Source organism: Colwellia psychrerythraea 34H, from assembly GCF_000012325.1.
In the GTDB taxonomy this organism is placed as follows: domain Bacteria; phylum Pseudomonadota; class Gammaproteobacteria; order Enterobacterales; family Alteromonadaceae; genus Colwellia; species Colwellia psychrerythraea_A.
In genome coordinates this window covers 2,844,368-2,858,776 of the sequence record NC_003910.7, presented here as the reverse complement: position 1 = coordinate 2,858,776, position 14,409 = coordinate 2,844,368, and the positions used below count along the sequence as shown (strand labels likewise).

Annotated in this window: 16 protein-coding genes; 10 read left to right on the top strand and 6 right to left on the bottom strand. The window is 35.5% G+C overall.

The window, feature by feature from the left end; translation table 11 throughout:
* Positions 1-16 precede the first annotated feature (16 nt).
* Complete coding sequence (locus CPS_RS12225) at positions 17-970, bottom strand: IS110-like element ISCps7 family transposase (protein ID WP_011043548.1); 954 nt, start codon at positions 968-970, stop codon at positions 17-19.
* Positions 971-1,326: 356 nt separating this feature from the next.
* On the opposite strand from CPS_RS12225, the gene CPS_RS12220 reads away from it, so the two are divergent.
* From CPS_RS12220 to CPS_RS12180, 9 genes are all read left to right on the top strand, one after another.
* Entirely contained in the window at positions 1,327-1,722 is a 396-nt protein-coding gene (locus tag CPS_RS12220) for a DUF4019 domain-containing protein (RefSeq protein ID WP_011043547.1), read from the top strand.
* 159 nt (positions 1,723-1,881) lie between these two features.
* A complete protein-coding gene (locus CPS_RS12215; RefSeq protein ID WP_011043546.1) occupies positions 1,882-3,225 on the top strand; it encodes a S41 family peptidase in 1,344 nt (447 codons plus the stop codon).
* Between the two features lie 142 nt (positions 3,226-3,367).
* Positions 3,368-3,970: a porin family protein gene (locus tag CPS_RS12210; protein WP_011043545.1), complete on the top strand. Its 603-nt coding sequence runs from the start codon at positions 3,368-3,370 to the stop codon at positions 3,968-3,970.
* A gap of 116 nt (positions 3,971-4,086) precedes the next feature.
* The gene (locus CPS_RS12205; RefSeq protein WP_041737713.1) at positions 4,087-4,605 is read left to right on the top strand and encodes a GrpB family protein; all 519 of its coding nucleotides are present in this window, start codon (positions 4,087-4,089) and stop codon (positions 4,603-4,605) included.
* Positions 4,606-4,732: 127 nt separating this feature from the next.
* On the top strand, positions 4,733-4,927 hold the full coding sequence (locus tag CPS_RS12200) for a hypothetical protein (protein WP_011043543.1): 195 nt from the start codon (positions 4,733-4,735) through the stop codon (positions 4,925-4,927).
* A gap of 90 nt (positions 4,928-5,017) precedes the next feature.
* Entirely contained in the window at positions 5,018-5,452 is a 435-nt protein-coding gene (locus tag CPS_RS12195) for a hypothetical protein (protein WP_011043542.1), read from the top strand.
* A gap of 117 nt (positions 5,453-5,569) precedes the next feature.
* Positions 5,570-5,965 (top strand): DUF302 domain-containing protein, encoded by a 396-nt coding sequence (locus tag CPS_RS12190; protein WP_011043541.1) that lies wholly within the window; start codon positions 5,570-5,572, stop codon positions 5,963-5,965.
* 605 nt (positions 5,966-6,570) lie between these two features.
* Positions 6,571-8,004 (top strand): methyl-accepting chemotaxis protein, encoded by a 1,434-nt coding sequence (locus tag CPS_RS12185; protein WP_187148271.1) that lies wholly within the window; start codon positions 6,571-6,573, stop codon positions 8,002-8,004.
* Positions 8,005-8,173: 169 nt separating this feature from the next.
* Positions 8,174-8,563, top strand: a complete 390-nt coding sequence (locus tag CPS_RS12180) for a hypothetical protein (RefSeq protein ID WP_101155581.1) — start codon at positions 8,174-8,176, stop codon at positions 8,561-8,563.
* A 140-nt stretch (positions 8,564-8,703) separates the two neighbouring features.
* Here CPS_RS12180 and CPS_RS12175 read toward each other — a convergent pair whose 3' ends face one another.
* From CPS_RS12175 to CPS_RS12165, 3 genes are read right to left on the bottom strand one after another with little or no spacing between them, the layout of a single operon-like run.
* Positions 8,704-9,294: a Crp/Fnr family transcriptional regulator gene (locus tag CPS_RS12175; RefSeq protein ID WP_138140278.1), complete on the bottom strand. Its 591-nt coding sequence runs from the start codon at positions 9,292-9,294 to the stop codon at positions 8,704-8,706.
* A gap of 37 nt (positions 9,295-9,331) precedes the next feature.
* A complete protein-coding gene (locus CPS_RS12170; RefSeq protein ID WP_011043536.1) occupies positions 9,332-10,207 on the bottom strand; it encodes a DMT family transporter in 876 nt (291 codons plus the stop codon).
* A 9-nt stretch (positions 10,208-10,216) separates the two neighbouring features.
* Positions 10,217-11,038, bottom strand: a complete 822-nt coding sequence (locus tag CPS_RS12165; protein WP_011043535.1) for an arylamine N-acetyltransferase family protein — start codon at positions 11,036-11,038, stop codon at positions 10,217-10,219.
* A gap of 234 nt (positions 11,039-11,272) precedes the next feature.
* Between CPS_RS12165 and CPS_RS12160 the strand changes: the two genes are divergently transcribed.
* Positions 11,273-11,914 (top strand): NAD(P)-dependent oxidoreductase, encoded by a 642-nt coding sequence (locus tag CPS_RS12160; protein WP_011043534.1) that lies wholly within the window; start codon positions 11,273-11,275, stop codon positions 11,912-11,914.
* Between the two features lie 134 nt (positions 11,915-12,048).
* Here CPS_RS12160 and CPS_RS12155 read toward each other — a convergent pair whose 3' ends face one another.
* Positions 12,049-13,074 (bottom strand): hypothetical protein, encoded by a 1,026-nt coding sequence (locus tag CPS_RS12155; RefSeq protein WP_011043532.1) that lies wholly within the window; start codon positions 13,072-13,074, stop codon positions 12,049-12,051.
* Complete coding sequence (locus CPS_RS12150; RefSeq protein ID WP_041736973.1) at positions 13,067-14,122, bottom strand: lipase family protein; 1,056 nt, start codon at positions 14,120-14,122, stop codon at positions 13,067-13,069. The genes CPS_RS12155 and CPS_RS12150 overlap by 8 nt, the downstream gene beginning before the upstream one ends.
* Between the last annotated feature and the right edge of the window lie 287 nt (positions 14,123-14,409).

Genomic DNA, 14,409 nt, shown 5'->3' with positions numbered 1-14,409 from the left:
TGTCAAACCCTAAGAGTTAATTCATTTTCGGATCCCAATAAACACCATCTCTCACCATAGAATTTAGCGTGATAACGAGCTTCCTAATGCACGCTATTATCGCTACTTTCTTGGGTTTACCTACCGCAACTAATCGTTGATATAGTGTTTTAAATGTTGGATTACATTGAATCGCTGACATCATAGCCATATACATTGCGGTTCTAATTTGTGAACGGCCACCACGTATCATTCGCTTGCCTTTATACGATCCACTTTCTCGGTTAAACGGAGCGACTCCAACTAAGGATGCTGCTTCTTTATTGTTGATGTAACCAAGCTCTGGCATCTCACTAATTAAGTTAAATGCAACTACTTTTCCGACACCAGGTGCGCTCTGTATTATGTCATTTTTGATTTTATATTCGTCACAACTTTCAATTAGTTTATGTATTTTATTATCAATTTTCTCTAACTGATTTTTCAGCACCGTTAGCACTGGTTTAATGGATGACGTAATTTCCTTTGGCATTATTTGCAGACGATTCTTCTCCATCGTTTGCATGTCCATGAGTTGTCGTCGACGAGATAATAAGTCGCTCATCAGCCTTATCTGCTCTGGTTTTAGTTGCGACAACGTAGGCTTGATAGCCTCCGCATAATGGGCAATTAATTGTGCATCAAGTTTGTCTGTTTTGGCCTTTTGATTTATCGCTCCAGCAAATCGTTTAATATTGACAGGGTTGGCAATAACAAAGGGGATTTTAGCTTTTGCACAGGCCATGATAAAGGCTTGCTCTAATCGTCCTGTTGCTTCAATAACAACACGAGTTACCTTGTGCTTTTTTATTTCAGTCATGGCTGTTTTGATGCCATCTTCATCATTAGTCACGGTGAAATAGATACCTAAGGGACGTATGTAAATGTCGAGTTGAGTTTTACCGGTATCGACACCGACGTTAATTTCATTTTGATTAATTTGTGTATTCATAATAAGCTGACTCTGCCTTGCTATTCGGGCTCGAGGCCCAGTTGACTATCCGAGTTTAGTGCTTGGAGTTTTATACGGCGTTCCATCTTGTTATCGGTCTCTCAATAGAGGAGCCTTTGCTCAATCGAACTGCCGTACAAAAAGGCTTTAGTTGCTGCTAAAGCTTGGGCCTCACTTTACCTAAACTGGTTTGAAAAGAATAAAAAAGATGGATGTATTATCCATACAAGCTGTTTACAGTTGCCTGTTTCACTCCGTTCAACATTTTAGTCATCTATAAATTTTCCCTTAACGTGGCCTTTGTTGTACTTTAATGTTCAGCAATTACAATCAACTCAAGTATAAAAGGAATTATCATGAAAAAACTAATACTAATTTTATCTCTATGCATCTCATCTGTTGCTTGGGCGAACCCAATGTCAGGTTCAAGTGCTGCTCAAGAATGGCTTAACATTATAGATGCAGGGCAATATGGTGAAAGTTGGCAAAAAGCAGGCTCATTTTTTAAGTCACAACTATCACAAAATAAATGGGAGAGTATCCTCAAGGGGATTCGTATTCCATTAGGTAAAGTTACTTCACGAGCAGAGTTAAGTGCTAAAAAATATTCAACACTCCCTGGTGTTCCAGATGGTAAATACCTGGTTATTCAATTTAAAACAGAGTTTCAAAACAAAAAATCGTCTACAGAAACTTTAACCCTAAGTAAAAATAGTGGCCAATGGCTACCTGTTGGTTATTTCATAAATTGAGTTGGGTGTCTGCATGCAGCTAACAAAAATTTAAAGCAATACTGCTAATATTTTGTTCGGTTCCGCTTCACCATTTTAGCAAACAATTATCAACCCCTTAAATGGGCGTTGGATTGTTCGTGATTACATCAGCGTTTCAAACTACTAAGGATAGTTTAAATGATTAAAAAGGCATTATTAGCATCTTTGTTAATTGTATCTATTTCTGTTTCTGCCAAAGAGGTTGTAAATCCACCATATAATTTATCAAACGAAGATAAATTATATGGTTTGTCATTATTTTGGAAAGAAGCGAGTTACAACTTTGCGTATTTTGATCAAGTACCGGACTTAGATTTTGATAGCGCATATAGAGAATATATTCCTAAAGTTTTAGCTACTGAAACAACTTATGAGTATTATCGTGAGCTTATGAAGTTCAATGCTTTATTGCACGATGGACATACTAATATTTACCTACCAAAAGGACTTTCTTCTAACTATGTAGATTGGCCAGCCTTAAGTTTAACCGAGGCTAATCAGCAAGCTGTAGTTACTAAAGTAAAAAGGGAACTTCAAGCTGAAATTCCCTTAGGCTCTACCATTATTTCTGTTGAAGGTGTCAAATTAGAAACTCATTTAAAAGCTAATGTTATGCCTTATATTGCTAGCTCAACCGAGCATATTTTGTGGAACGACGGTGTAAGAAATTTATTAGGTGGAGCACCTGATAGCAAAGTTAATTTTACAATAAAAACTCCTTTAGGGGAGCTCAAAGACTTAACTCTTACTAGAAATTCACGACATCAAAAAATAGATAAAGTGTCGTTAAAACTACCCAAATCCAATGGAGAGTTATTTGAGTTTAAGTGGTTGGATCATAAGATAGCCTACATCGCTCTTAATGGGTTTCATGATAAAAAAATCCTGCAAGACTTCAATGATGTTTATGATGAAATTAAACAATCTAGGGGACTAATTATTGATCTAAGGTTTAATGGTGGCGGTAATTCAAGTATTGCAGCTGAAATATTATCCCACTTTACTAATAAAGGGTTAGAGGGCTCGATTTGGAAAAACAGAAAACATATTGCTGCGTTTAAAGCATGGGGAAACTATAGTGGAAAATATAAAATTTATGCCCAAGATAATGCGTGGGAGTCAGGAGCTATGGAATCGCTCAAAGCGAAAGAAAATAGTCATATTGTACCTACCTACGTGTTGATTGGGAGGAATACAGCCTCAGCAGCAGAGGATTTTTTAATCTATGCTGATAAGCTAAAACACTTTACTACCCTTGGTGAAAACACATATGGCAGTACGGGACAGCCAATTTTCTTTGATTTACCCGGGGGCGGATCTTTCAGAATTTGTACTAAAAGAGATACATACCCAGACGGGAGGGAATTTGTAGGCTATGGAATTACTCCACAAGTTATTATTGATCGTATGCCTGAACATCTGAGATCAGAAAAAGATATTGTTCTTTATAGCGCTATTAAAAAGTTGAAAGAAAAAATCTAACAAGTCGTTTACAAGAACAGATAACTGTTGGCTTTTGCTCCTTCAACGCTTATTCTAGACAATGACATCTAAATTGTTAACAGGACGTTAAATTTAATCAATTATTCGGTAATATTATCGAGTAAAACTAAAAGGACTTAACATGAAAAAAGCATTATCTTTTACTATGTGCATTTTGGCATCAACTTATGCTTCAACCGCACTCGCTGAAGAAAGAAATGGTTGGTACATAGGCGCGTTATATAATTCTCAAACAATTTCGATATATCAAAGTAGAGAATTTAAATCAGCAGGTGCAATTGCTGGATATAAGATTAACGACATATTTTCTATTGAGACTAGACTTCATAAAGGTACATCAGGCTATTCATTTAACTTACTCGAACCTGGATTTGAAGATAAAAAATACAAACAAGATTTAGATTACCAAGGGCACATACTCGCAAAGGCATCATATTCTATAACTGAAGCGTTTAATGTTTATGCACTAGCCGGATATACTAAAACAAAAACTGAAATAACCACTTTAGAGTTCCATACTGATTTAAGTGGAAACACAAGTGTAACTTATCCTCATCAGTATTCTGAAAACACAGATGGTTTTAGTTATGGCGTGGGTCTTAATTATCAAATATATAACCAATTTAGTGTTTTTGTTGATTATCAAGTGCTACCTGATTTCGATAAATATCAAAAATCAGGAAGCTGGGATAGTTTGAATTTAGGCGTTAATTACTCATTTTAATAAATTTTAATATAACGTGTTGCTTAAACTGAAAATAACAGTGGGTCATCGTTTCGCGATTATAGCCAACCATTATTTTCCGCTTAGCAAGGCGTTAGTTTCCAATGGAGAACCATTTGAGTAATAGAGTTATTGAAGTAGTTGATTACGATCCAAATTGGAAGAATATTTTTGAAATTGAAAAAGTAGCTCTAACCCAAGCGATCGGTAATAATGCTGTAAAAATCGATCATATCGGCAGTACTTCCGTAATTGGTTTATCAGCAAAACCAATCGTTGATATTCTAATTGAAGTTTCAAACCTTGAAGGGCTCGATGCAGCAGATAAAAATATTGCTGCACTTGGTTATACAATCAAAGGTGAAAATGGTATTTCAGGTAGGCGCTACTTTCAAAAAGGTGGCAATCAACGTAGCCACCATGTGCATGCGTTCCAGAGTAGTGATTTGAACTTACATCGGCATAAGGTATTTAAAGCGTACTTAATTGCACACCCTATAATAGCTTCAGAGTATGGTTCTCTTAAAAGTGAGGCTGTTTCTAAAAGCGATAACGATATCAATGTCTATATGACACTGAAAACCTCTTTTATAAACAAACATGAAAAATTAGCGCTTGAGTGGTTTGACAACTAACAAGGAAATTATTAGTTCTAAAAACAACAGGCTCTTGCTACTGTGTCGCTTATTTTAACTCAATATTATTTGCCTCTTGGTGAGGTGCTAGCAGCATAAGAAGATCATCAACATTAGGAATTGAATTATGGATGATAACAAATCAAGAATGAAAGAAATGCCTAGCTCATTTACTATAAAAGAGGCATTGGAATTTGAATGGTGGTTTGCACTCATAGGCTCAATGTCACAATCTAAAACTCTTACGGCTATAGTTGTTGTTGTTGGTTGTATATCACTTGGTGCCTTTGCATTTTTTATGTTTAATATGGCTGGTACGTAGTAAGTAATAATGAACTTCTATCAAGAAATCACAAGGGCTAAAAGCTGCTACGGTGTTTAGCAATATCATGTATTTAATAAGGAAATTAATATGAATATGTTCATTAAATCTACGCTAATTGTACTTACCGCAATGACTTCAAACTTTAGCCTGGCTAATAATATTTCACCTGACTTTTTACTCAATGAAATAGATATTTCTTATAAAAAATATGTAAATAGCTCACCTGAAGTAGGCATTTATGCCATGGAATCTGTAATCAGACTGCAAGAATCAGATCGCTCTAGTGAACTATTGCATAAAACAGGCCCAGCTAGCCTTGCATTATCATACCTTCGTTTAGGGCTTTTATATGAAAAATTAGATTTTACTAAAAAAGCTGATAACGTTTTTTATAAAGCAGTAAATAGCTATAAATCACAAGTTACTGACAGTGAAAATGTATCATTAATAGAATTAAAAAAATTTGTTGTTGGTCTAGATGCAAGTATCGCTGCAAACAAGAAAACTAACAAAGCCAGGTAACAATTTGCTAGGCTTCGAGTCTTAATGTTATAGCCAACTTATTACTGAGTCCTTTATTTGGGCATTAGACGTTTATTGATTAATCTCAGCAGCATCAAATAATAAATAGGGAAAATTATGATTAGAGTTATGTCTTTTGCAATTTTTATCTTAGTCGCTTCTTCTTATGTTAGTGCGGAAGAAAGCTTGATTACACTTGAAAGTGAATACTCAGCTAAAGAAACTGCTGATAGGTTTGAGTCCATAATAAAGGATAAAGGGTTAACACTATTTGCCAGAATTGATCATAAAAAAAATGCCTCTAATGTGAATTTGGAACTAAGGGCAACGGAAGTTATTATTTTTGGTAACCCTAAGATTGGTACCCCATTAATGCTGTGTGCTCAAAATGCAGCAATTGATCTCCCGCAAAAAGTTCTAATTACAGAAGATTCAGAAAAAAAAGTTTGGCTTTCATATAATAACCCTGCATACATTAAAGCACGTCATGACATCCAAGTAGTCAGCGTCTAACAAGTCTTTTAACAAGGACAAAAGCAGTTGCTCATGTCCAGTGTTGCTTATTATATCCAACAATTTAAATGGACATTATCACTCTAAAGTCTACTCCGAGCTGTCCCGTTGGCTGTTAAATCTAATATCTCCTCAGGGGTAGAAATCATATTAGATGACTTAATTTTAGCTCTTATTCCAATAACCTCTTAAACCTTCCTCACCGGAAGTACTAGCACTAAAGCCCTAATTCTTTTGGATTAATACTAATTGTCGATTGTTAGTCGTTACTTTATTAGTGATATTTGACATACAAACATAATACTTATGAGTACCTATGTGACTTCTGATTCAGCCGGTTTTACTAGCACGATCGATGCTCTAGTTTCTATTAAAGCCACTAAAACACTTAGCAATGCAATTCACTATGTTTAATGTCTATTAACACACGGTCGTGTACAACTGAGTTATTAGCATTTAAATATTAAAATAATGACGGTAAATTTATCTATGACCTTAATAACATGGTCATAAACTAAGCTTTGGAGTAATAACTTATCAAGATTTTGTCTAACTTGAGTATTAAATTTCGATTGATTGTAATGTCGACCATTCTGGTCAGTATTGTGTTAATTACGAAAGGAGCTTATGACTATAAAGTTGTAAAGTCCTCTTTATTAGTTGAAGCCAATAGAAGTATTACTTTAGTGTCAGAAAGATTAAAACTGAATTTACCCGCGGCTATATGGATGGATTTATCTGATCAGATAGTCAAAATAGCGTCATCTGAATTAGAAACACCTTATGTTTACGGTATTGAAATAAAAACAGTAGACGGTGAAGTTAAATATACCAAGCATAATCAAGGTATAAAGGGAGCAGAGATAAAGCAACCTCTGGTTCATGATGAATATGACGAAAAAACTATTGTGGGTGATATTGTGATTAGTATTGATCAACAAGCGATCAATACTAAAATTAATGCTGCATTAATACAAATCATCATCGGTGTGGTATTAGTGGACGTTTTACTCGTGCTTATTTTATTTATTCTTACGCGTATAATTGTCACTGACCCGTTAAAAAAAGTGATTATCGCTGTGACAGATATTGCACATGGTGATGGTGACTTAACTAAACGATTAGAAATAAATACTCAAGATGAAATGGGTGAATTAGCGGGACAAATCAATCATTTTTTTAACAAAACTCAAGCAATGATTAATACTATAATCACCACAACCCAAGTCATCAGTGATACATCAAGCGCAGTAAAATCAGATGTCAGTGAGGCTAACGTATTATTTGAAAAACAATATATTGAAATAGACATGTTAGCGACAGCTATCACCGAAATGGCAGCCAGTACCAAAGATATTTCATTAACATCTCAGCAATCATCACAGTCAGCATTTGACGCAAAAGAGCAAGCTAATGAAGTTGGTCTAGTTGTTAATAAATCGATGTTATCAGTGAATGAACTTTCTTCTGACTTGGATAATGCCAGCCAAGTGATAAGTGTACTTGCCACAACGGTTGATCAAATGGTTGGTGTTATCGATGTCATTAAAGCCATTGCAGAGCAAACTAATTTGTTAGCGCTTAACGCGGCTATTGAAGCAGCGCGTGCCGGAGAGCAAGGACGTGGTTTTGCAGTCGTTGCCGATGAAGTAAGAGCTTTAGCTAGCCGAACTCAACAAAGCACCGAAGAGATCAGCCAAATGATTGCTGAATTACAACAAGGAACGAGCTCAGCGGTAGTGGTTGTACAAAACAGTAAAACCAAAGGAGAAGAAACAACTGAAATGATGCTGCATTCGGTTGAATATATTACAAAAATAATTTCAGCAAGTGATGATATCAGTGATACGTCATTACAAATTTCCACCAGTGTTCAAGAACAAAGTAATGTGACGTCTTCTTTAGATGTTAATATCAATGGCATTGTCAGTAGTGGTCAAGAAAGTAATGGTCTTATCAATCAAATCGAAGTGAAAGCCAATGAGCTAGACGACCATGTTAATAATTTACAAACATTAACAAGCCAATTTAAAGTTTAACCGTGATACATTGACGTAATGCATGATAGGTAAGGGTGATGGTGATGGTATTAAGTGTTATCTCAGGACGATAAAAATGGTGCTTTTTTGAAGTTAACCACCTTCGCATTATTGACCTGAATAGACTGAAAATATTCAGGACATCTTGGATCAAATTATAGGTTATTTAATGATTTTCATGGAACATGGTTTATTTGAGGTCAAAATTGAAGGCAAGTTATTGCTAGTAGATGCAACAGGGCCTTTTAATGAAGAATTGCTAATACAATACGAAAAGGCTTTAGAGACTTGCATCCACACTTTGGAAGTATCAAAGTGGAATCAAGTGATCACACTGCATCAATTAAGCTTATTTACTCCTGAAGCAGAACAAGCACTCATTAACTCGTTGATAAATAGAAGATCAAGAGGGCTAATAGCCTGTGCGATAGTATTGATGAATGTTGAAGGTGAATCGTTAATAAAAACTCAAATGAGCCGCTGCTATGACAGAGCAGGGGTAAAACACAATTTCACTACCTCAATTGATGATGCCAATAAATGGCTTACCTCTTTATAAACATAGCATTGTAATGAAGATACATCCGTTGCCAATCAATACGTATGTTTAAAAAGTACTTAAACAATTTCAATTCAAGGCGTTGCAAACTCATCCGTAATCAACCTAGCTTTGACTGTAATGGATAAAGCTAGGTTCATCTATTTGAGTTTATTTCGAATACGACTTAGTGCTATTGGGGTAATACCAATATGTGAGGCGATCATTTTAAGTGATATTTTGTCACGTAGTTGTGGATTCATATCTAAAAAAGTTAAATATCGCTGCTCAGCACTTTGTTGTACAAAAGCGAATTCACGTTCTTCTTTTTTTATAAACATGTTTTCAAGTAAACGATTGTACGCGGCCAAAAATCCGGGTTGTGATTGCATTTGATCAAAAAACACATGCCATTCAAATTCCAAACAAATCACATCATCTAAAGCTTCAATACTAAACAGGGCGTTTGCGTTTCTGGTCATCGCTCGGGTAGAACCACTAATACCGGGTGCAAAAGCGAAAGACTGAGTGAATTCTTTGCCTGTAGCAGACACACTCATGTAACGAACCATGCCTTTGATTAGAAAAAACAGCTTAGGCGCGGGTTGTCCTTGAGTAATTAACAGCTGACCTTTTTGATAGTGTTTGATTTTAGCCTTAAGACCAAACTGATCAAAATTAGCTTTATCAATACTCAGGTTGCTACCTGAAAAAAATTGGATAAAGTCTTCCATATGCATTTGTAGGCTCATGTATTTACGTTATCCATTTATTGTGTTCCAAAGATAATTACTGATGTTTAGGGGAGATCAAATAAAGTGCTAGAAAGGTTAACATTATTCCTGGTACCACGCTGTATAGTTGAGACATATTTGCTAGCCCTTGCGGTATAAGTACAATACTTGGTATAAGATAAGTGAAACCTAAGAGGCGATTAGGGCCCACTTTTTTTAATAAATGTTGCTGTAAGAAAAAAGTTGCGATTGTGGTAAATAACGTTAAATATAATAATACTTTCCAGAACTCATCTTCATGCCAAGCTATATTATTTAAGTCTCCAAAAAAAATTAAAAAAGGTAATAAAATTAAGCTACCTAGTAGCATTATATAAAATGCTCCCAACATTGGCGGAACGTCAGTTGCCCACTTTTTAATTAAAATCACGTGTAAAGCTAAACAACAGCAAGCGACTAAAAATATGCTATCGCCTAGTCGCCATTCTATCAATACTAGTTTTCCTTGTGTAAACGCTACTAGTACCCAAATGGCACCTAGTGTGCCAATCAAAAAACCAGCAATTTGCTTGTTAGGTGTTACGAACTTCAGACCGATATAAGTTAGTACCACGCTGATTAAAGGCAGCAGGGTGTAAATCACCGAAGTACGCATTGCATTGGTGGTTTTTAGTGCCTCAAATAACCCAATAAAGAATAAAACTAAAAATAAACTGATGACGCTATAACGCAGTAATATTTTGTAGTTCAATTGTTTAATGGATGCTCGCCCAATAAAAGGCATCATCAATATCGTTGCTAATATAAATCTTAATGCTGTACTTGCAATCGGATTAGCATAAGGGAGTAATTGCTCTGAAACGACAAATGAAGAAGCCATTAAACTAGCCCAAAGCAGTAAAGTAAAATTATCAATTAGTGTAGATTTCATCTGTTGTTATCAAACTTTATTCTGAAAGGGTGTAACAAACTTATTGAATAAAAACTCAGAGATAGCAATATCAATATCGAGTTGATAAACATCAATTAATAATTGATGTAATTGCTTAATACTGGTTATTTTAGTTGTTTGTGTAATACCATTTATAACATGATGAAATTCATTATTTCGCAATGATTGAATATCATTGAAGAACTTACGACAAATGACTAAATTATTCACAAAAGCTGCATTAGGATGTTTATGTGAGTAGAAATGACCTAATAAACAATCTGCTTCGGTATAGTGATGTAAATCAAAGGTATATAGCGTAAAGAAATCGCCATCTTTAAATACTTGATAACAGTAATCGCCATTAACATTTTGGGTAATACGATACTGAGCATCTCCTTGTTCTTGTATCAAGCCAGGCACTATTTTTACCGGAAAACGAGCGCCTAAATGCCCAAAGCCAGCATCAACAATATAATCTTCGCCTGCTAACGTAAGTAGTGTCACCCTATGTGTTCTGGCAACGTCAACATCTTGGTTATAAATCACTTTAGCCAGCAACAAACGTACATCAAAACCAAGTTCAGATAACACGGTAAATACAAGCTTATTATGTTCAAAACAATAACCGCCACGTCGTTTTTCAACAATTTTATTAAATAGCGTCTCAGGGTCTAAAGGTAGCTCTTGTCCCAATATTACAGCAAGATTATTAAAACTATATAGTGCAATATGTTTACTTTGCAGTTCATTTAAAAAGTCGATATCTAACGAACTTTCGTTAAGAGTTAAGTCGGCTAGATAGGATTGGGCTATTTGGGTATTGTTCACGTTGTCATTCCTTTAATTAATACGTTTGGTATAAATTGATAAGTGAAGTTTAACCGAGAAAATCTCGTAGGTAATTAACCTAGGTTTAGTCAAAAAGTAATTTAGTTGTGAGTATATTGCCAATGATTAATATTATTCAAACACTAAACCTAGGTTAATGCTGTTATCAAAACTTGTTTGTAGACTGGCGTTATCAAATCGATAACAAGCTAAACTTAATAAAAGGTATTACAAATGAAAATTACAGTTTTTGGTGCAACGGGTAATGTGGGTAATAGGGTTATAACTGAAGCGTTATTGCGAGGTCATGAGATAACTGCCGTGTTGCGAAATAATGCTCGGGCTAATGAATTTGATTCGTCGGTGAAGGTAGTTATTGGTCATGCTGATAATGTCGATGACGTTGTGAAGTGGAGCGATGGACAAGACCTTATCATTAGTGCTACACGGCCACCGCAAGGGTTAGAGAGTCAACTAGTCGACACAGCAAAAGCGTTATTATCAGGGCTTGCACAAACCAAAGTACGCTTGTTATTGGTGGGAGGCGCAGCCAGTTTAACTGTGCCGAACAGCAATGGAATGTTAGTGGTTGATGATACTGACTTAGTGCCTACAGCTTGGCGTGATATCGCTTTGGCGTGTCTAGCACAGCACAAACTTTGCCAAGAAAATGAGTCTGTTGATTGGAGTTATATAAGTCCGCCGGCTGTCATTGTGCCAGGAGAGCGTACGGGAATATTTCGAACGGGATCTGATGAGTTATTAGTTGATGAACAAGGACAATCAACTATTTCACTGGAAGATTTTGCCATTGCTTTATTAGATGAAGCTGAGGTAGTTAAACATAAAAGAAAACGTTTTACCGTTGCTTATTGATATCGGTAATATCAAGAACTAACCTGATTATAGTCAGTTAAGGTCTGTCGTTTTAATATGTTACTGAAGTATATCAGTAACATACGTGATATGAGTTAATCTGTGAAAAGGTCAATACTGCTTAAGCAACAACCTTAATTCAAATACTCCTTAATTTTTGATACCTGTCTTTTATAATTACTTTGCTTATCTTCAAATAGTTTAAGTAAATCAACGGTAATGAATATGCCTGCTTCATCATCATGTTTTGTCACACCAATAGAATAGTTGTTATCAACATGGAACATCAAACCATGACCAACATCATCAACCGATGCTCTATCTGAATAGAGTGTAACCAAAGAGACACCTAACGGCAGTGAAGAATCCCAATTATTGTAGCCAAACCATTCAACAACTAACGCCTCTTTAAACTGTTCTCCGTCTGTTGCGCCATCAACATACTCCAAGACAATAGAAGGATGCAATGCAAACCATTGTTCACTTGGTGGCGATACAGGTTGACCTTTTTGATAGTCTTTTCGGTTAAGGTAGCTATTCAACAGAATATCAATGAAAGTCTGTGAGCGCGCCTTGGTGTAATAGTTTTGCCATTGTTTAGAATAGAGATTTAACTGCTTTAATGCATTACCACTTTGTATCGTTTTAATTGGCTCAGCGGGTAAATTAGCAACAGAGGTATAGTTGCTGATTATTTCTCTACAATTCATATTGTTACCAAAGCTATTCCCACATGCACTTCTATCACTAAAGACTGACCTTATGACAGTATTCTCATTTTTTATTGATAATTGATCACTGCCTTTACTTGTTACTGTCGTAACTGGATAATCGTTAATAAATGAATTGTTTAATATACTAGGATAGGTTGCTAAGTTAGGGACTAACTGTATCAGAGCTGCACTTTCTAATAGTAACTGTGCTTGCCAAACATTTGATAGTCTGGTTAATTCTTCGAAAGTTGGGCTTTGTTCATGACCAGTATAAAATTGACAAAGCGCTTCACCATATATTTTACCACTTGAGTAGGACCCTTTAAAAATTGTTGTTTCGCTTGTGTTAAACGATGAGCAATCATTATTTTTTTCAGTAGACTCTTCAGCGGTGACATTAAAACTAATCAACACTCCGAGTATCAATAGCATTAATATCTTACTCATCCTTGAGCTCCTTAATATAGTCGGTAAAGGATTTCATCATGCCTATAAATTCTGTAATTCCTTCAAGATCCAATTGTTCTAACTTTTCAACATACTCTTTAATTTTCAGGTAATCTCCTTGAATATTTTTAAACTGATTATCTCCGGCCTTTTTTATCTCTTCAGGAGGGTAAAAATCAAAAAAGGTATTGAAGAAGTCATGGCAAACATCAGGATCTTCAATATAACCAGCAATGTCATGCGTATTTTTTCGGCTGACTTTAGTTGTCACAATCGGCTTGTAATCATATTTAAATGTATCTGGCGTTAGCCAATTCTTTTTACCATTTGGATCGAATCGCTTAAATGGCTTTAATGTGAAGGGATCAAGTACATGCCTAATGTTGTAAAACATCGAAATAAAGCCTTGGTGTCCAGGTTTGACCACAGAATCAAATGGTGAGGGTAGTCCTGTAAATGACGTTACAAGTCGGCTTACGTTAGCGAATGCCCAATAGCTAGTAATAGGGAAAGATAGGGTATGTAACTGAGCGGGTAATGGAGAATTATCATTGGTATAAATTTGATTAAACGCATCATGTGCAACGGCTGTACCTAATGAATGACATAATACGTGAATAGGTCGGTGATGGTTGTTATGTATCACTTTTACAATTTCTTCACTGACTTGTGCCCGTACATATTGACCAACTTCAGTCATATATAACACAACATCTAGGATATGGGTATAAGCAAACTTATCATCACCTAGTGAGCTCTCCAAATCGAGTAAATCTTGGATAATGCTCGGATCACTAACACCAGGTAACTTTGCTTTAAGCACATCTGTGATACCGCTTGCGTTATCTGCTAGCTGCTGTCTTATTTGTTCAAAGTGTTTGTCATAACCAATAGAGACAATATCTACTTTGTCTTCAAATTTAATGTTGCCATATCCTTCATATCGCCCGAGAGCATTATTCGCAGCACTAACAACCTCTTTTTTAAATGAATCTGCGGTATGAACGCCCATACCATGAAATAGAATTAAAATTGGCTTTTCACTCATATTAATCAGTCCTTTGTTGAAATAAAAAATGGAGAAATATCTAGGCAGGTAAGCACAAAAAATTATTCCCTTGCTCAGTCGATAAATATAGTTACCAGATTCAGTGTTGTCCAATGACAATACCTATTAAAAGCGGAGGTAATGCAGCAAAAATGTAATTTAATTAAGAACTACCTTCCTATTTAGTACTGTACAAGTAAGTAGTGGTAACGATAATGATTAGTATTTGCATTTGGTGTGAGTTTATGTATTATGTGCGCAATTACAACATGATACTTATTAGGCTA